At 58.0% G+C, this 17,630-nt stretch carries 15 protein-coding genes, 1 other RNA gene and 1 riboswitch; of the genes, 13 read left to right on the top strand and 3 right to left on the bottom strand.

Features of this window, described 5'->3' with window-relative positions; genetic code table 11:
- Window positions 1–404 precede the first annotated feature (404 nt).
- From ET418_RS17800 to ET418_RS17760, 9 genes are all read left to right on the top strand, one after another.
- Window positions 405–1,175 (top strand): MBL fold metallo-hydrolase, encoded by a 771-nt coding sequence (locus tag ET418_RS17800; RefSeq protein WP_149309972.1) that lies wholly within the window; start codon window positions 405–407, stop codon window positions 1,173–1,175.
- A gap of 186 nt (window positions 1,176–1,361) precedes the next feature.
- Window positions 1,362–2,657, top strand: coding sequence for an adenylosuccinate lyase (gene purB / locus ET418_RS17795; RefSeq protein ID WP_149309970.1), 1,296 nt, complete (start codon window positions 1,362–1,364; stop codon window positions 2,655–2,657).
- A 1-nt stretch (window position 2,658) separates the two neighbouring features.
- Window positions 2,659–3,747, top strand: a complete 1,089-nt coding sequence (locus ET418_RS17790) for a mechanosensitive ion channel family protein (RefSeq protein WP_149309968.1) — start codon at window positions 2,659–2,661, stop codon at window positions 3,745–3,747.
- Between the two features lies 1 nt (window position 3,748).
- Window positions 3,749–6,739: a phosphoribosylformylglycinamidine synthase subunit PurS gene (locus ET418_RS17785; protein WP_149309966.1), complete on the top strand. Its 2,991-nt coding sequence runs from the start codon at window positions 3,749–3,751 to the stop codon at window positions 6,737–6,739.
- 1 nt (window position 6,740) lies between these two features.
- Entirely contained in the window at window positions 6,741–7,568 is an 828-nt protein-coding gene (locus ET418_RS17780) for a phosphoribosylformylglycinamidine synthase subunit PurQ (protein WP_149309954.1), read from the top strand.
- A gap of 25 nt (window positions 7,569–7,593) precedes the next feature.
- The gene (gene purF, locus ET418_RS17775) at window positions 7,594–9,021 is read left to right on the top strand and encodes an amidophosphoribosyltransferase (RefSeq protein ID WP_149309952.1); all 1,428 of its coding nucleotides are present in this window, start codon (window positions 7,594–7,596) and stop codon (window positions 9,019–9,021) included.
- Window positions 9,014–9,562 (top strand): orotate phosphoribosyltransferase, encoded by a 549-nt coding sequence (pyrE, locus tag ET418_RS17770; RefSeq protein ID WP_149309950.1) that lies wholly within the window; start codon window positions 9,014–9,016, stop codon window positions 9,560–9,562. The genes purF and pyrE overlap by 8 nt, the downstream gene beginning before the upstream one ends.
- A 216-nt stretch (window positions 9,563–9,778) precedes the next feature.
- Window positions 9,779–10,870: a TlyA family rRNA (cytidine-2'-O)-methyltransferase gene (locus ET418_RS17765; RefSeq protein WP_149309948.1), complete on the top strand. Its 1,092-nt coding sequence runs from the start codon at window positions 9,779–9,781 to the stop codon at window positions 10,868–10,870.
- A 19-nt stretch (window positions 10,871–10,889) separates the two neighbouring features.
- Entirely contained in the window at window positions 10,890–11,405 is a 516-nt protein-coding gene (locus ET418_RS17760) for a DUF4124 domain-containing protein (RefSeq protein WP_188055695.1), read from the top strand.
- 99 nt (window positions 11,406–11,504) lie between these two features.
- Here the strand turns inward: ET418_RS17760 and ET418_RS17755 are convergent, their stop codons facing one another.
- On the bottom strand, window positions 11,505–12,803 hold the full coding sequence (locus ET418_RS17755; RefSeq protein WP_149309944.1) for an Nramp family divalent metal transporter: 1,299 nt from the start codon (window positions 12,801–12,803) through the stop codon (window positions 11,505–11,507).
- 7 nt (window positions 12,804–12,810) lie between these two features.
- A complete protein-coding gene (locus tag ET418_RS17750; RefSeq protein ID WP_149309942.1) occupies window positions 12,811–14,070 on the bottom strand; it encodes a magnesium transporter in 1,260 nt (419 codons plus the stop codon).
- Between the two features lie 63 nt (window positions 14,071–14,133).
- A riboswitch (M-box (ykoK) riboswitch) is annotated at window positions 14,134–14,299 on the bottom strand.
- A gap of 138 nt (window positions 14,300–14,437) precedes the next feature.
- On the opposite strand from ET418_RS17750, the gene smpB reads away from it, so the two are divergent.
- The 4 genes from smpB (at window position 14,438) to ET418_RS17730 (ending at window position 16,526) form a co-directional block, all read left to right on the top strand.
- Window positions 14,438–14,896, top strand: coding sequence for an SsrA-binding protein SmpB (gene smpB, locus ET418_RS17745; RefSeq protein ID WP_149309940.1), 459 nt, complete (start codon window positions 14,438–14,440; stop codon window positions 14,894–14,896).
- Window positions 14,897–14,941: 45 nt separating this feature from the next.
- Window positions 14,942–15,295, top strand: a transfer-messenger RNA (tmRNA) gene (gene ssrA, locus ET418_RS17740).
- Window positions 15,296–15,582: 287 nt separating this feature from the next.
- Window positions 15,583–16,119 (top strand): hypothetical protein, encoded by a 537-nt coding sequence (locus ET418_RS17735; RefSeq protein WP_149309938.1) that lies wholly within the window; start codon window positions 15,583–15,585, stop codon window positions 16,117–16,119.
- Window positions 16,120–16,292: 173 nt separating this feature from the next.
- Complete coding sequence (locus ET418_RS17730) at window positions 16,293–16,526, top strand: hypothetical protein (RefSeq protein ID WP_149309936.1); 234 nt, start codon at window positions 16,293–16,295, stop codon at window positions 16,524–16,526.
- 215 nt (window positions 16,527–16,741) lie between these two features.
- Here ET418_RS17730 and ET418_RS17725 read toward each other — a convergent pair whose 3' ends face one another.
- Entirely contained in the window at window positions 16,742–17,449 is a 708-nt protein-coding gene (locus tag ET418_RS17725) for an Abi-alpha family protein (protein ID WP_149309935.1), read from the bottom strand.
- Window positions 17,450–17,630 lie beyond the last annotated feature (181 nt).

Genomic DNA, 17,630 nt, shown 5'->3' with positions numbered 1-17,630 from the left:
GCCGATGATACTGCACGGGTAGCTGTGTGGGAAAGTAGGTCGCCGCCGGGAATAATTAAAAACAACGAGCCCTTCAGGATCATACCTGAAGGGCTCGCTTGCGTTTGGACTCACGGAAATCGTGAATCGTGAATGGTGAATGGTGAATGGTGAATGGTGAATGGTGAATGGTGAATGGGGCACGGTCAGCTCTTTATTCACGTCTTACTATTCACCATTCACAGAATGTGGTGTAAGGATACCATGATAACCCTTGAAACTATTCTGCGCTTCGAGTATAAGTAGTGTTTATTATTAAGCCACATAAACGCCGTCGTGCGTCAACCATAACTGTCTGAAATCCTTCTGTTGTTTATGCCATTTTGGGGCATGTGCTTCGTCAGTCCGGGAATCCTGGAGTCCGTGTGAAAATCTGTTCGCTGGCCAGCGGCAGCAAAGGCAACTGTCTGTACGTCGAAACAGGCGATACGCGTCTGTTGATCGATGTGGGGCTATCGCTGCGCGAAACATTGCTGCGCATGGAGGCCCGGGGCATTGATGCCGCCGCAGTCCATGCCGTGCTGGTCAGCCACGAGCATATCGACCATATCCGCAGTGTGGGATCCTTTGCCCGCAAGTTCAAGGTGCCGGTGGTCGCCAGCCATCTGGTGTGCAAAAAAGCGGAGAAATACCTGCACAAGACGCAGTTGATCGAGTTTGAAGCCGGTTGCGCCCTGACGTTGCGGGACGTGCAGGTCGATCCGTTTCCCATTACCCACGACGCCTGCGACCCGGTCGGCTTTATCCTGGAGTCGGGGGAGGGGCGCTGCGGCTCGGCCACCGATCTGGGGATCGCCACCCGCCTTGTGGCGGAAAAGTTGCGCGGGTGTCGGGCGCTGAACCTGGAATCGAACCACGATGTGGAGATGCTGATGAACGGCCCCTATCCCTGGGAGCTGAAGCAGCGCATCAAGTCGCGCCACGGCCATCTTTCCAACGAGGAATCGCTGGAACTGCTCTTCGATCTGGCCCACGCCGGGCTGGAGGCGCTGGTGATGGCCCATCTGTCCGAGGTCAACAACCACCCCGACCACGTGGTCCGCACCACCGACACCTTTCTGCGCAACCAGAACGTCTGCGCTCCCCGGATCGTGATCGGTGATCAATACTCGGCAAGTGATGTTTTGGAAGTTTAATTCATAGACAAAATTCAGAAACGCGGATTTTTTCGTTCTGGGGTTGGATATCAAGGCGTTGCGCGGAGGCAGCAATAACCGGCGCACAATTTCACGGTGTGAAATTGGTCGGCGAAGGCCGACACAAGCAAGGCCGCAGATAGCCGAGGCCAGGGCGGAAAAAGACCGTTTCCGCACGGAGGCTACATGATTCCACGTTATACCCGTCCCGACATGGCCCGCATCTGGGAGCCCGAGAACCGTTTCCGCATCTGGCTGGAGATAGAGACCCTGGCGTGTGAGGCCCAGGCCGAATTGGGCGTCATCCCCAAGGAGGTGGTACCGGTCATCCGTGAGAAGGGGAACTTCGATATCGCCCGTATCGACGCGATCGAGGCCGAGGTAAAGCATGATGTGATCGCATTCCTCACCTCGGTGTCCGAATATGTCGGGCCGGAGGCGCGCTTCATCCACCAGGGGATGACCTCCTCCGATGTGCTGGATACCTGCCTGTCGGTGCAGTTGGTCCAGGCCGCCGATGAACTGCTGGCCGATCTGGATATGGTGCTTGCGTCCATCAAGGAGCGCGCCCTGGAACACAAGGATACCGTCTGCATCGGCCGTTCCCACGGTATTCATGCCGAGCCGGTCACCTTCGGCCTCAAGCTGGCCTCCTGGTATGCCGAGATGCAGCGCAACCGCCAGCGACTGACCGCGGCGCGCGAGAACATCGCCACTGGCGCCATATCCGGGGCAGTGGGCACCTTCGCCAATATCGACCCCTACGTGGAAGAGTATGTTTGTAAAAAGATGGGGCTCACGCCTGAGCCGGTCTCGACCCAGGTTATCCCTCGTGACCGTCATGCCGAGTACTTCTGTGTCCTGGCGCTGATCGCCTCGTCCCTTGAGCGTATTGCCATCGAGGTCCGCCACCTGCAGCGCACCGAGGTGCTGGAGGCTGAAGAGTTTTTCAGCAAAGGGCAGAAGGGGTCGTCGGCCATGCCCCACAAACGTAACCCGATCCTCTCCGAAAACCTGACCGGACAGGCCCGCTATATCCGCTCCATGTGCATCCCGGCGCTGGAAAACGTGGCTCTGTGGCACGAACGGGACATCTCCCACTCCTCGGTGGAACGCTACATCGCCCCGGACGCCACGGTGGCGCTCGATTTTTCCCTGCGCCGCTTGAGCGGTCTGATCAAGAACCTGGTGGTCTATCCCAAGAATATGCTGGACAACCTGAACAAGATGAAGGGGCTGGTCTTCTCCCAGAAGATCCTCCTTGACCTGACCCAGGCGGGGGTGTCGCGGGAGGCCGCCTATCGTATGGTGCAGCGCAACGCCATGAAGGTCTGGGAGCAGGGCAAGGATTTCCAGGAGGAACTGCTGGCCGACCAGGATGTGGTCGGCGCCCTGGGCGAAGCCAAAATCCGCGAATCGTTCGATCTCAACTATCACCTCAAGCACGTCAATACCATCTTCAAGCGAGTCTTCGGTGAATAGAATGCTGGATATTATCCAAGGGCTTTTCCGGCCGCTGGATACGGACGGCCCCATCCTGTTCTGGGCCAAGGAAATCCTGGGCGCGCTCCTGATCCTGGCCATTTTCTGGATGCTGGCCCAACTGATCGTCATGGCGCTGGACAAGTGGGGCAAGCGGCTGGCCTCCTTCACCAGCACCGACCTGGACGACCGTATCCTCCACCGCATTACCCCCCATGTCTCGCGGCTTCTGGTCACATCGGGCATCTATCTGGCGATCCGTTCCCTGCCGCTGCATGAAAAGCTGATACTGGTCTTCTCCGGCGTTCTCTTCATTGTCCTGGTGATCATCGTCTTCAACCTGATCTACCACGCCTTTGACGAACTGTTGCAGTGGTATATCGCCGGCCGGCAGCACGATACCGATGCCCTGATCTCCCGGCACATGATCCCGATTGCGGAAAAGATCACCATGCTGTTCCTGATGGGGGCGGCTCTGATCGTCATCCTCAAGCATTTCAACTACGACATATTCTCGCTGGTCACCGCACTCGGCATCGGCTCCCTGGCCATCGGCATGGCCGCCAAGGATACCCTGGCCCACATGATCTCCGGCTTCACCCTCATGCTCGATCAGCCCTTCAGGATCGGCGACCGCATCCAACTGTCGGGCGGCCAGGTGGGGGATGTGGCCGGTATCGGCCTGCGCAGCACCAAGATCAAGACCATGGACAACCAACTGTTGATCATCCCCAACTCGGACCTGTGCAATACCATGTTGATCAACCAGGCCTTCCCGGATGTCCGCGCCAAGGGGCGCATCAATATCGGCGTGGCCTACGGCAGCGACGTGGATAGGGTCAAGGCGCTTCTGGTGGCCACGGCCCTGGAGGTGGAGGATGTGCTGCGCGACCCGGCGCCCGAAGCGTATTTTGTCTCCTTTGGCGATTCGGCCCTGGATATGTCGCTCTTTTTCTGGGTGGAGGAGTACTCCCGCCTGTTTGATACCACCGATAAGGTCAACTCGCTGATTATTCGCCGCTTTACCGAAAATAGCATTGAAATCCCGTTCCCCATCAGGACGGTGATCATGGAAAAAGGAACCAACTGACATGGCGCACAGAATTGAAGTTGCCCTGAAGGAGAGCGTCCGCGACGCCCGCGGCGAACGGATCAAGCGGGAGATCGAGCATTTCCTGCATCTGGCGGTGGACGAGGTCCGCACCATCGACGTATATACCGTGGATGCCGCCTTGACGCCGGAGGAGCTTCAACAGGCCGCGGCAGGCCCGTTCAGCGACCCGGTGATCCAGGAGTGGAGCATCGAACGGCCCTTGGCGGCCGGTTTCGATTTTGCCGTGGAGGTCGGCTTCCGCCCCGGCGTGACCGACAACGTGGGGCGCACCGCCCGGGAGGCCGTGGAATACCTGACCGGCCGTCCTTTCGTCTCCGGTGAAGGGGTTTACTATTCGGTGCAGTACCTGCTGAAGGGCGCCTTTGAGGTCGCCGATGTAGAGCAAATCGCCACCGGCCTCTTGTGCAACACCCTCATTCAGCGCTACAGCGTGCTCTCGGCCGCCGATTTCATGGCCAAGCGCGGTTTTGCACCGACGGTCCCCAAGGTGCTGGCCGAGGCCAAGGCCGAGGTCAGGGAAATCGATCTGAACGTGTCTGACGGGGAGTTGCTGCGTATCAGCAAGGAGGGGGTTCTGGCCCTGACCCTGGAGGAGATGCGGATCATCCAGGCCCATTACCGCGATACGCAGGTAGTGGCGGAACGCGCCACCGTAGGCCTGGGCGCCAACCCGACCGATGTGGAGTTGGAGTGCCTGGCCCAGACCTGGTCGGAACACTGCAAGCACAAGATCTTTTCCGGTACGGTGCAGTACGAGGATGAAGAAGGCAACAAGCAGGAGATCAAATCCCTGTTCAAGTCGTTCATCCAGCGGACCACCAGGGATGTGCGCGCTAAATTGGGCGATAAGGACTTCTGCCTGTCGGTGTTCAAGGACAATGCCGGGGTGATCAAATTCAACGACCAGCAGTCGCTGGTCTTCAAGGTGGAGACCCACAACTCGCCGTCGGCCCTGGACCCTTACGGCGGGGCGTTGACCGGCATTGTGGGGGTCAACCGCGACCCCTTCGGCACCGGCCAGGGGGCCAAGCTGATCTTCAATACCGACGTGTTCTGCTTCGCCGACCCGTTCTATGAAAAAGCGCTCCCCGCGCGCCTGCTCCATCCCCGCCGTATCTACGAAGGGGTAGTGGAGGGGGTCGAGCATGGCGGCAATAAGAGCGGCATCCCCACGGTGAACGGTTCACTGGTCTTTGACGAGCGTTTCGCCGGCAAGCCGCTGGTTTTCTGCGGTACCGCCGGGATCATGCCGAGCGAGATCAACGGCCAGCCGAGCCACGAGAAATCCATCAAACCGGGCGACCTGATCGTGATGACCGGCGGCCGTATCGGCAAGGACGGCATTCACGGCGCCACCTTTTCGTCCGAAGAGTTGAACGAGAACTCGCCGGTCACGGCGGTGCAGATCGGCGACCCGATCACCCAGAAACGCATGTTCGACTTCCTGATCCGGGCGCGGGACAAGGCGCTCTACCGCTTCATCACCGACAACGGCGCCGGGGGGCTCTCCTCCTCGGTGGGCGAGATGGCCGGCGAGTGCGGCGGCTGCCGCATGGACCTCGCTAAAGCCCCGCTTAAATATCCCGGACTCAACCCCTGGGAAATTATCATCTCCGAAGCCCAGGAACGCATGTCCTTGGCGGTGCCGCCCGAACGGATCGACGAGTTCCTGACCATGGCCAAACGTTTCGGCGTCGAGGCCACGGTGCTGGGCGAATTCACCGACAACGGCGTATTCCATATCCTCTACGATGACCGCACCGTAGCCTGGCTGCCCATGGCGTTCATGCACGAGGGGCTGCCGCCGCTGCAACTCCCCGCCAAATGGGAACCGCCCCGGCATGCAGAGCCGGCTGTCGAGGTCAAGGGAGATTACTCCGGCGATCTGGCCGCCCTGCTCGGAGCGCTCAACATCTGCTCCAAGGAGTCGGTGGTGCGCCGTTACGACCATGAGGTCCAGGGCGGCTCGGTGGTGAAGCCGTTCAGCGGCGTTGCCAACGACGGCCCCTCCGACGCGGCCGTGGTACGGCCGATCCTGGAGTCCTTTGAAGGGGTGGTGACGGCCCACGGTATCTGTCCGCGCTATTCCGACATCGACACCTACCACATGACCGCCAACGCCATCGACGAGGCGTTGCGCAACTACGTTGCCGTGGGCGGCTCCCTCGACCTGGTGGCCGGCCTGGACAATTTCTGCTGGTGCGACCCGGTCCTGTCGGAGAAGACCCCGGACGGCCCTTACAAAATGGCCCAACTGGTGCGCTCCAATCAGGCGCTGTACGACATCTGCATGGCCTACAACCTGCCGCTGATCTCGGGCAAGGATTCCATGAAGAACGATTTCTACGACGGCTCCACCAAGATCTCCATCCCGCCGACCCTGCTCTTCTCGGTGATCGGCAAGATCGAGGATGCCCGCAAGGCCGTCACCATGGACGTGAAACGGCCGGGCGACATCGTGTATCTGTTGGGCAAGACCGGCGACGAGCTGGGCGGTTCCGAATATTTCGCCCTCAAGGGCGCCATCGGCAACAAGGTGCCCCTGGTGGACACCGGCCGGGCCTACCGACGCTACCAAGCCTACCATCAGGCGGTCACACAGCGGCTGGTGGCCTCCTGCCACGACCTCTCCGACGGCGGTCTGGCCGTGGCCGCGGCCGAGTCGGCCTTTGCCGGGGGGTACGGCATGAGCATGGAACTCTCCCGGGTGCTCTGGAAGGGGGACATGGCGGGTAAATCCGATGCGACGCTGCTCTTTTCCGAATCGGCATCGCGCCATCTTGTTACGGTTCACCCCGAACAACGGGAAGAATTTGAGAACATCATGAGCGGTAACTGTTTCGCCGCCATCGGCGTGGTGACCCCGGAGCCGGTGCTCGCCATCGTGGGACTGAATGGTGCCGCCGTTGTGCGTGCCGGGCTGGCGGAGTTGAAGGAAGCCTGGCAGAAGACATTGAGGGAGCTGTGACATGAAAAAGATCCGTGCCATCGTCATCACCGGAAACGGCACCAACTGCGAGACCGAGGCGGCCCATGCATGCCGTCTGGGAGGCTTCGACGAGGCGGTCATCGCCCATATCGCCGAGATCCTCTCCGGAGAGGTCCGGCTGGACGACTTCCATTTCCTCAACCTGACCGGCGGTTTTCTGGACGGGGACGACCTGGGGAGCGCCAAGGCCCAGGCCAACCGCTTGAAACACGCCGGCGTTGCCGGTACGGGCGAAAAACTGGTGGAGCAGTTCACCCGTTTCATCGGTGCCGGCAAGCTGATCCTGGGGGTCTGCAACGGCTTCCAGTTGATGGTCAAGATGGGCATGTTGCCCGGCTTTGACGGCGATTTCCTGACGCAGCGCACGACCCTGACCTTTAACGACTGCGGCCGTTTTCAGGATCGGTGGGTGTATCTGAAGACCGATGCGGCCTCGCCCAGCGTCTTCACCACAGGGATCGAGCAAGGCATCTACCTGCCGATGCGTCACGGTGAGGGAAAATTCCTCTGCGATTCGCCTGCAACCCTGGAGCGCATCGAACGGGAGCACCTGGCGGTACTGAAATATTCCGGTCCGGATTACGAGGCTGCAACCATGGAGTTCCCCCTGAATCCCAACGGAGCCCAGAACGCCATCGCCGGGCTGTGCGACCCGACCGGCCGCCTGATGGGTCTGATGCCCCACCCCGAGGCCTTTGTGCATTACACCCAACATCCCCGTTGGACCCGGGAAGAATTGCCGGAAGAGGGGGATGGACTGAAGCTGTACCGTAACGCGGCGGAGTATGTGAGGAAAAATCTCGTTTAAAATCGGCACAACGGAGCCTTAATCAATGAATTTTACCCGGCCACACGAAGAATGCGGTGTTTTCGGCGTCTATAACCATCCAGAAGCATCCAACCTGACGTATCTGGGGCTGTACGCCCTTCAGCATCGGGGACAGGAAAGTTGCGGCATCGTCTCATCGGACGGAACGAGCCTGCACGCCCACAAGCGTATGGGGCTGGTGGCCGATGTCTTCGGCAACCAGGAGGTTTTCAAAAAACTCCCCGGAAAGTCGGCTATCGGCCATGTGCGCTACTCCACCGCCGGCGCCTCGGTGGAGAAGAATGTGCAGCCGATCATGGTGGACTACTCCCGGGGCTCCATTGCCGTGGCCCACAACGGCAACCTGGTCAACGCCCAACTGCTCAAGGCAGAATTGGAGGCCTACGGCTCCATTTTTCAGACCACCATGGATACGGAGATCATCATCCATCTCCTGGCCATCTCCCACACCAATTCCTTGGTGGACCGCATCGTGGACGCCTTGAACCGCATCAAGGGCGCCTACTGCCTGCTGTTTTTGACCGAAACCCGTATGATCGCCGTACGCGACCCCAACGGCTTCCGCCCCCTCTGTCTGGGGAGGCTGGGAGATGCCTGGGTCGTGGCCTCGGAAAGCTGCGCCCTGGACCTGATCGAGGCCGAGTTCGTGCGGGAGATCGAGCCGGGCGAGATGATCGTCTGCACCAAGGACGGTAATCTGAAGTCCCTGTTTCCCTTCAAGAAGGTCGAGCCGACCCCCTGTATCTTCGAGTTCGTCTACTTTGCCCGGCCCGATTCCTATATCTTCGGCAAGAATGTGTACCTGGCCCGCAAGGAACTGGGGCGGCAGTTGGCCCGGGAGCACGGCGTCGATGCCGACATCGTCATCCCGGTTCCCGACTCCGGCGTGCCGGCAGCCATGGGCTACGCCGAGGAATCCGGCATCAGCTTCGAGATGGGGCTGATCCGCAACCATTACGTGGGACGGACCTTTATCGAGCCGGCCCAGGCCATCCGCCATTTCGGGGTCAAGATCAAGCTCAACCCGGTGCGGGAGATACTCAAAGGCAAGCGGGTCGTGGTGATCGACGACTCCATCGTGCGCGGCACCACCTCGCGCAAGATCGTCAAGATGGTACGCAACGCCGGGGCCAAGGAGGTGCACATGCGCATCTCTTCCCCCCCCACCAGCTACCCGTGCTACTACGGCATCGACACCCCCAACCGCAAGGAGCTGATCTCTTCCTCCCACACGCTCAGCGAGATCTGCCGCTATATCACCGCAGATTCATTGGGATACCTGTCCGAAGAGGGATTGGTCAATTCGGTCGGCCTGGAGAATACCGGTTTTTGCAAGGCCTGTTTTGCCGGGACCTACCCGGTTGCATTCCCAAAACCGGTTTTGAAGCCGCAGATGGGACTTTTTGGAGAGGAGTACAGCGAAAATGAGTGACCGCGAAAGACTGAAGAAGATCATCCTGGAGCTGTCCTATGAAAAACGGCTCGTAACCCTGGCCTCCGGCCGGCAGAGCGATTTCTATTTTGACGGCAAACAGACCACGCTGCACGCCGAAGGCGGTTTTCTGGTGGGCAAGCTCTTTTACGAGGCGATCAAGGACGTGGCAGGGGTGGAAGCCGTGGGGGGCATCACCCTGGGAGCCGACCCGATCGCCACGGCAACTTCTATTGCCGCGCATCTGGACGGCAGGAAGATGCACGCCTTCATCATCCGCAAGGAGCCTAAGGGACACGGCACCGGCCAATGGCTGGAGGGGCGCAAGAACCTGCCCGCCGGAACCGGCGTGGTGATCGTCGAAGACGTGGTCACCACCGGCGGTTCCTCCATGAAGGCCGTGCGCCGGGCCGAGGAAGAGGGGCTGAAGGTGCTGGGCATCGTCACCCTGGTCGACCGGGAGGAAGGCGGCCGGGAGAACATCGAGGCCGAAGGATATTGGCTGAAAGCCCTGTTTACCAAGTCTGAAATCGTAGATTAATGCCGCATCCCGTCTTCACGGCATCTTTGCCTCGGCCTCAATCGCAAAATCCTCGGCGTAGCGCTGCTACGCCTGCGGTTTTGCTCAATCGGCCAAGTCAAATCTGCCGCAAATCCGGGCGCGGTCCTCGCAAGTGAAAAATTTGTTACGACGTGGCGGCGTGCGGGCTCCGGCTCATCCGGACACTACGGCATTCCTGCGTCGCGGATTCAGAAAATGGCTGTAAAACAGCGCCTCGATAGGTTGATGGTCCAACGCGGCCTGGCCCCCACCCAGAAAAAGGCCCAGGCCCTCATCATGGCCGGCCAAGTGGTGGTGGGCGACCATGCCGCCGACAAGGCCGGACAGCAGGTGACGGGCGATGCGGAGATCCGCATCAAGGGAGAGATTCTCCCCTACGTCAGCCGGGGCGGCCTCAAGCTCAGGAAGGCGCTGGACGCATTCGGCGTGGAGGTGGACGATCTGGTTGCCCTGGATGTGGGAGCCTCCACCGGCGGGTTCACCGATTGCCTGTTGCAGGCCGGGACCCGCAAGGTCTTTGCGGTGGACGTGGGGTATGGCCAATTGGCGTGGAAACTGCGCCAGGACCCGCGGGTCGTCAATCTGGAGCGGACCAACATCCGCCACCTTACCCCGGACAGGTTCGATGAAGTACCGGCACTGGCGGTCATCGACGCCTCCTTTATCTCGCTCTCCAGGGTCCTGCCGGCCGTGGTCGGGCTTATGCGGCCGGGTGGCCGTATCATCGCCTTGATCAAGCCCCAGTTCGAGGTGCCCCGGGGCGACGTGGGGCAGGGGGGCATCGTCCGCGACCCGGCCGCTCACGAGCAGGCCGTCGCAGGTGTCAGGCGGGCCGCAACGGAGCTTGGCGTCCTGGTGCGCGGGGTGTGCGATTCACCTATCCTGGGGGCGGACGGCAACCGGGAGTTTTTGATATTGCTGGAAATACCGGAGGGATCGACCATGGACGCGTGCATCTTCTGCAAGATCATCCGCGGCGAAATACCGTCAAAAAAGGTGTTTGAAGACGACCAGATTCTGGTCATCGAAGATATTGCCCCCAAAGCGCCCTTACATCTCCTCCTTCTGCCAAAGAGGCATTTCGTCAACTGTCTCGACATGACCGAACAGGACGACGCCCTTGTCGGCTCTATCATGAGAAAGGCGGGGGAAATAGCCCGTCAGAAGGGATACGCCGATTCCGGCTTTCGCGTGGTGCAGAACAATGGCGAAGGGGTCGGGCAATCGGTATTCCACATCCATTTTCACCTCCTGGCCGGGCGTGATTTCACCTGGCCTCTGGGGTAAGGAAAGAGGGTTTGCTATCATGAAACGGATTGTAGTGGTACTGGCGGTGATGCTGCTCTGGTCGCTGCCGGCAATGGCTGAAACCTACACCTGGACCGACAAAAACGGTACCGTCAACTTCAGCGACAATTACTACAGTGTGCCGAAACAGTACCGCAAAAAGGTGCACAGGCTGGGGGATATCGACGCCCCGCTTCCCTCTGTCGACGCGGAAAAGGGCGGGGAGCGGCTATCTTCAGCACGCGGGATGGACAAAAGCGGGGATACCGGTAACGGATCGTATGGCGGGAAAAAGACTGGAGTCTGGCAAGAGGAGTTCAAGGTCCATTATGCGGAAGTGCGGCAGCTTGAAAATGAGCTGACGGAACTGGAGGGGCTCATCAAAAAGCCTGTCGGGATATCGCGGGAGCGTATGGATGGACTTCCCCAGGAATTCAAGGCAACGCAGAAGCGCTATAATGACGCCCTCAAGGCGTACAACGACTTGAACGACACGGCCAACAAGGTCGGACTGCCTGCCGAGTTCAGAAAATAGCGGCAACCGCGTAAAAACGAAAAACTCGAAAAAAAGGCCCGTCGGATATTCCGGCGGGCCTTTTCATATTGAACCGAATAGCCAACAACGGTATGCGGTTTAAAAGGTCAAAAGCCCCTTGATCGCTCCGGGGAGGGCCATGTCCAGGGTCATGACGAGGGTCATGACGATCATGATCACCACCGTCAACCACGCGACGATATTGAAGATAGGGCCGTTGACGAACCTGCCCATCAGCTTGTGGTCATTTACCAGTATCTGCATGAAGATCAGGATGAACGGCAGCATTGCGCCGTTGACCACCTGGGAGATGAACATGATCTTGAGCAGCGGGGCGCTGGGGATCAGGATCAGGCCGGCGCTGATGATGATGATGACGGTGAAGAGCCAGAAAAACTGCGGAGCCCGCTCGAAATCCTTGTCAACCCCCGATTCCCACCCCATGCCCTCGCAGATGTAGAAAGCCGTGGAGAGCGGCAGGATGCAGGCTGCGAACAGGGACGCATTGAAGAGGCCGAAGGCGAACAAGGTGGATGCGTGTCTGCCCACCAGCGGCTTGAGGGCCATGGCAGCGTCGGCGGCGGTCTCCACCTTCAGCCCCTGGACATTGATGGTGGCGGCGCAGGCCACCACGATGAAAAAAGCGACCACAATGGCCATGATGCAGCCGAAGATGACGTCCAGCCGCGTAAAGGCGTACTGTTCCGCCGTGATCCCCTTTTCCACCACGGCCGACTGCTGATAAAACTGCATCCAGGGGGCGATGGTGGTGCCCACCAGACCGATCATGGTCATGGTGAAGGCGCTGTCCGAGCGAAATGTCGGGATCACGCTGGCCTTGAGGATGATGTCCCATTTGGGGCCGGCCATGACGGCGGCGATGGGGTAGGCGACATAGACCATGCAGGCCACCAGGAACACCTTCTCCACGGTCTTGTACGATCCCTTGACGATCAGGAGCCAGACCACGATGGCGCTGATGGGGACCGACACATACTTGCTGATGCCGAAGATCTCGAGGCTGGCGGCGATACCGGCAAATTCGGAGATGGAGTTGCCCATATTGGTCAGGAGCAGGGCGATCATCACGTAGAAGGTGACCTTGACCCCGAACGACTCGCGGATCAGGTCGGCGAGGCCCTTGCCGGTCACGGCGCCCATACGGGCGCACATCTCCTGGACCACCACCAGGGCGATGGTCGTGGGGAGCATGGTCCAGAGCAGGTCGTTGCCGTAGTTGGCCCCGGCCAGGGAATAGGTCGTGATGCCGCCGGCATCGTTGTCCACATTGGCGGTAATGATGCCGGGCCCGAGTATGGCCAGGAACAGCATGATGTTCCTGGGGGTCACGCTCTTGAGCGGCTTGAGGAATTTGAATAGCGATATTCCGGTGAACATGACGTCTCTAACCTCTCTTCTTCACCAGGCGCGGCAGGTAGTGCGCAAGGACGTCGTCGACGGTGACGATCCCCACCATGCGTTGGTCCTCGTCAAGCACCGGTACCGCCGTCAGGTCGTACCGGGTGAGGGTTTCCAGAATCTCCTCCGGATCGTCGCCCACATTCACGCTTCTGATGTTGTCTTCCATGACATCCACGACGAGTTCATCGTCTTTTGAGGCGAGCAAATCCTGGAGGCTGAGCACCCCTTCCAGGTGTTCGGCGTCATCCAGGAGATAGGCATAATTGACATTTTCGATCTCGCCCGCGAGCCGGCGCACATCGGCGATGGCGGCGCCAACCGTATGGTTCAGGGGGAGGGTGAGGAATTCGCTGGTCATGAAACCACCGGCTGTATCTTCCTCGTGTACCAGCAGCTCTTCGATCTCCTCTTTCTCTTCATCGTCCATCAGCCCCAGCAGTTGCTGGGCCGTCTCTTCCGACAGGTCGGCGAGGACGTCGGCGGCATCGTCCGGGGACATCTCTTCCAGGATGTCCGAGGCGTGCTCGGCATCCATCTGGCCGATGACCACACTGCGCATCTCCGGTTCCAGTTCGTAGATGGTGTCGCCGGTGGTCTCCGGGTCGATGTTTTCGAGCACGGTCTTGATGCTCTTGATCGGAATCTGCTCGATAATATCCGCCAGATCGGCCGGATGAATTTCGTTCATCTGGTTGCGGGCGATATTGAGGGCCAGTTTCGACGAATGGGGTTCCAACGGTTGGACATACTCCCAACTGATCTCGGTATTGGGAATGTTCTTTTTGATCAACCGCGCCACACTGTCGCCGAACCGTTCGTATCCCAGGCGGCGCAGCAATCCGCGAAAGCCGATATCGACAGAGAATATGCACAACTTGTCGTGGAGCTTGCCGAGCTTGATATCGTTGACGCGCACCACCTTGGCGCCGTCCACGTCCACGATCTGCTTGTCCAACAGGTCGCGCCGCACCAGGATCTCCGCCTCGCGGTATTCATAAGCGCGAAGGCCGGGCGGGGCGATGCCGGCAGCCGATATTACCACATGGGTAAACAGCGACACCTCGCTCCAGGGGAGCAGCATCTTGCCCATGCGTCCCTTGATCACGATGTGCGACACCTCGGGGAATACCTCGCCCGGCACCATGATGAGATCGCGGAGGATTCCGAGCTCTTCGCCCCTGCTGTTGATCACCGAACGGCCGATGACGGCACTCAGGTATATTTCGCTGTATTCCGTGTTCATAATGGCCACCCCGAAATAAAAAAGGCCCTTTCAGAGAAAGGGCCCTTGGCGCACGCAAAGAAACCACTTCCCCACTGGTTGACTTTCGGCAGTGCACAACGTAGGTCAATGACCAGCTACGTTAAGTCAAGCCTTAATCCGGCAAGACCTGGTCTACCCATTGGCGTCTTTCGACATTTTTGGGCAGTAGCCTGTGTTTGTGCAAACGCCTCTGCTAACGAGGAATATGTAACCATATAATCCAAAAGAAAATTGTTTGTCAACACGCAAAAGCCTCCTGATGGTGAAAAAATGTTACGTAATAATTACCGTTTCATGACGCAGGATATGGTTTCCCTTTCACGCTGATTTTGCTATGATTACAAATATGGGTGAGAAACTGATCTGCAATAACAAGAAGGCCTACCATGAATATTTTATCGAGGAAAAGCTGGAAGCCGGCATGGTGCTTCAGGGGACCGAGGTAAAATCCTTACGGTGCGGCAACGTCAACCTGACCGATTCCTTCATGCTGATTCGCGAGGGTGAAGCCCTGCTGAACAATCTGCATATCGCGCCCTATGACTTCGGCAACCGCCAGAACCACCAGCCGGATCGCCAGCGCAAGCTGCTCTTGCATCGCAAGGAGATCACCCGGCTCTACGGCAAGGTCAGGGAACAGGGGTATTCGATCATACCGCTCAGGCTCTATTTCAAGGATGGGCTGGTAAAGGTCGAGATAGGGCTTGCCAAAGGCAAGAAACTATACGATAAACGTGAGGACCTTAAAAAGAGGGATACACAACGGGAGCTATCCCAGACCCTGAAGGCGCGTAATCGGGGTTAACGGCACGAGGGCACGTCACAGCGGCGTGTGGAATTTATTTTCAAAGGGGGCGTAAAGGTTTCGACGGGGAAGTGAAAATCTGGGTTGCACCGGGTCGGGGCAGGTGGCCGACCTTAATAAACCTGCACCGGCATTAATTGCCGACAATTATAACACTCCTGTTGCTCTAGCAGCTTAACAGGCGTACCCGACCCAGATGCCGGTGGTAAGAAGGGTACGTCATTCACTACCGGATAGGGATGCGCAACGCCCGTAGCGCAACCCGAGATTAACGGGACCGCTGGTATCATGCCTTGTCCTTTGCGCATGGTGCCGGTTAAATCGAGCAACGGACTAACGGTGTAGTAGCTCAGACTGTAGGTTCTTCGGACCCGGGTTCGACTCCCGGCGCCTCCACCAATCATAAGTAGTTGATATTATTAACTTATTGTGCTTAAGTAAAAAGCCAAACCCTTGAATGGGCTTGGCTTTTTACATTTGGAGTTTTTTGACTTTCTAGTCATGTTGCTTGGAACCAGATCAAGTAACGGATAGACGGCGTAGTAAATTTCCGGCACTGTCCGGGTAAGTTTAAATGCCGCTGAGAAATCAGGGGCATTTTTTTGTCGAAAATCCGTTTTCCCCTGTAACCCAATGGACCTTCCCCGCGTCTACCGAAATATGCCCCTGCACACCAAGGAGAACCTATGAAGATCTTTATGAACCGCATACCGTTCCTCTTCGCGGTTGCGCTTGTCGCCGCGACCGCTTCCATCGCCCAGGCCGGGCTCAACGTCAATGTTGATATCGGAATACCCACCTCTGCGCCTCCGCCCCGTGTTTACGTGCCGGCGCCGCCTCCTGCCTATGCGCCGCCACCAGCGGTGATGCTCCCGGACACGCCGCCCCAGTTTGTCTTCGTGCCGGATCTCGGCTATTACGTTGCCGTCGGGACGCCCTATGATATGGCGTACATCGGCCGCGACTACTTTATCTTCAGCAATGGTTTCTGGTACCGGACCTCGTACTACGGCGGGCCATTGGTACGGGTGGAGCGAAGAATGATGCCACCGCTCCTGGTCCGGCACAACCTGAGAGACTTCCGGCGGTTCCGCGAAGCCGAGTTCAGGCGCTATGACCGCGACCGGGACCATTACCGCGGGCAGATCCACCGGCCCGAGGTCCGGAGAGAAGAGCGGCGCGAGGAGCGGCATGAAGACAGGCACGAAGGGGAACGGCGTTAAAGCCCGGAACGGTATGATTACGTGTCCCATCACAAGGAGGGGGTAGCTGTGAGAATGATAATCATCGTCATGGCAATCACGTATGCAGTTGCAATTACGCTTGCGAACGCAGATTGTCTTTTACGCTGCTTTGATTGAGGCAAGCACGTTAACTAATCGGGAGAGGTCCTGCGATGAACTATAAGATTGCCCTGCTGGCGGCTGCGTGTTTGGCCGCACTATTCGGAATGTTCAACAAGCGATGGGCGGTGGCATGCTCGGTATTTGTCATGCTGAGCGCCATCGGCATCATCACCGCAGACGGTTTATCCCGCTGGGTGTCGGAACACCGGCAGGACGTTTGCCCCGCGGAGTCGTATGCCTCGGGTAGGGTGGTTGGGCTACATGATTCGGGGGCGCGTATTTGATAGGGGGGCAGCGGTCGAGTCAATAAACTTAACAACGTCGCCTTGGGTAGTAGAAATATGGGGAGTGTCCCTAGTTTTCCTCTTCGCTGAATGCATATTGAAGTGAAGACATCTGACCTCCTTCTTCCAGAATATTTCCCGCTTGGTGGGTCACGCCAACGGTATTTAGGCGCTGCTGCGGCGCGGATTTTTACGCCAGCTGCCGCCGCCTATGGTTAGATCGCTCTTTCTGATGGCAATTTACACGCCTTAAAAAATCTCTTCCCTAACAATGTAGGATTAAGCGTTCCGAATAACTGGCCGCCTCCCATAGAATGAGAAACGGAAATACAGCCAAGCCGATCAAGATTCGCAAGAGCCAGTTTCACATCTTCAGACGGTTCCATTCGTTCAATATTTGAGCTATTCTCTGGGAACACTTGAGCTGAGTTGGGGAGATTTCTTGTATCAACTCCATTGTGGTGCATGTCTTCATAGGGAATAGCGTAAACGACATCGAGGATTTTTGCTTCCAAAGGAGACAACCGTTCAAGGATGTCAATAAACGTTCGGTTTATAGTTATATCACTCTCTTCGATTGCAGCGTTGACAATCAATTTCGCCCATAGGTCCTGAAGGTAATCGTCATCTTCAAGTGATGCCGCTTCCAATAGGGGGACTGCAAATTTCATCGGTATTGCTTGGGTTGGTTGGGAAAAACCTTCCTTCAACAAAAAGTCATTTGCTCGTTGCATGAGTCTGACTTGGCGCTCCCAGCGCATATACTTGAGCTTGTCTTCAAAAATGCCAAAAGCCTCAGATAGCGACGTACCAACATATCGACTTATGAACTGACCAAACTTATCAGAAAGGTCGATAGCTTTTCCTGCTGTCTTGGCAACCTCTTGAATTGCCTTTGCCGATTCCTTGAGTTCATCAGTCATGACATCTCCATGATCTAACCCCTTGTTGACCAGCCCCCTGCGCGCACGTGCCCCCTAATGGGAGTAGTTAAGTTTGATAACCTGATCGAATTGCCCCCGCACCACCTCCAACCTGCCCCTAGCAAAGCCCTGCCTTTCCCCCTTCTACTCCAAGCAAACCCATAATTCAAAGCAATATCGC

It is taken from the genome of Oryzomonas rubra (assembly GCF_008369015.1).
GTDB lineage: Bacteria > Desulfobacterota > Desulfuromonadia > Geobacterales > Pseudopelobacteraceae > Oryzomonas > Oryzomonas japonica.
The sequence above is the reverse complement of the archived record's forward strand: the minus strand, read 5'-3'. Positions and strand labels throughout refer to the sequence as shown.

Bases quoted from the DNA above. Each gene is read 5' to 3' on its own strand.
- purB (WP_149309970.1), top strand. From the start codon at position 1,362: ATGATTCCACGTTATACCCGTCCCGACATGGCCCGCATCTGGGAGCCC.
- ET418_RS17790 (WP_149309968.1), top strand. From the start codon at position 2,659: ATGCTGGATATTATCCAAGGGCTTTTCCGGCCGCTGGATACGGACGGC.
- ET418_RS17785 (WP_149309966.1), top strand. From the start codon at position 3,749: ATGGCGCACAGAATTGAAGTTGCCCTGAAGGAGAGCGTCCGCGACGCC.
- ET418_RS17780 (WP_149309954.1), top strand. From the start codon at position 6,741: ATGAAAAAGATCCGTGCCATCGTCATCACCGGAAACGGCACCAACTGC.
- purF (WP_149309952.1), top strand. From the start codon at position 7,594: ATGAATTTTACCCGGCCACACGAAGAATGCGGTGTTTTCGGCGTCTAT.
- pyrE (WP_149309950.1), top strand. From the start codon at position 9,014: ATGAGTGACCGCGAAAGACTGAAGAAGATCATCCTGGAGCTGTCCTAT.
- ET418_RS17765 (WP_149309948.1), top strand. From the start codon at position 9,779: ATGGCTGTAAAACAGCGCCTCGATAGGTTGATGGTCCAACGCGGCCTG.
- ET418_RS17760 (WP_188055695.1), top strand. From the start codon at position 10,890: ATGAAACGGATTGTAGTGGTACTGGCGGTGATGCTGCTCTGGTCGCTG.
- ET418_RS17755 (WP_149309944.1), bottom strand. From the start codon at position 12,803: ATGTTCACCGGAATATCGCTATTCAAATTCCTCAAGCCGCTCAAGAGC.
- ET418_RS17750 (WP_149309942.1), bottom strand. From the start codon at position 14,070: ATGAACACGGAATACAGCGAAATATACCTGAGTGCCGTCATCGGCCGT.
- smpB (WP_149309940.1), top strand. From the start codon at position 14,438: ATGGGTGAGAAACTGATCTGCAATAACAAGAAGGCCTACCATGAATAT.
- ET418_RS17735 (WP_149309938.1), top strand. From the start codon at position 15,583: ATGAAGATCTTTATGAACCGCATACCGTTCCTCTTCGCGGTTGCGCTT.
- ET418_RS17730 (WP_149309936.1), top strand. From the start codon at position 16,293: ATGAACTATAAGATTGCCCTGCTGGCGGCTGCGTGTTTGGCCGCACTA.
- ET418_RS17725 (WP_149309935.1), bottom strand. From the start codon at position 17,449: ATGACTGATGAACTCAAGGAATCGGCAAAGGCAATTCAAGAGGTTGCC.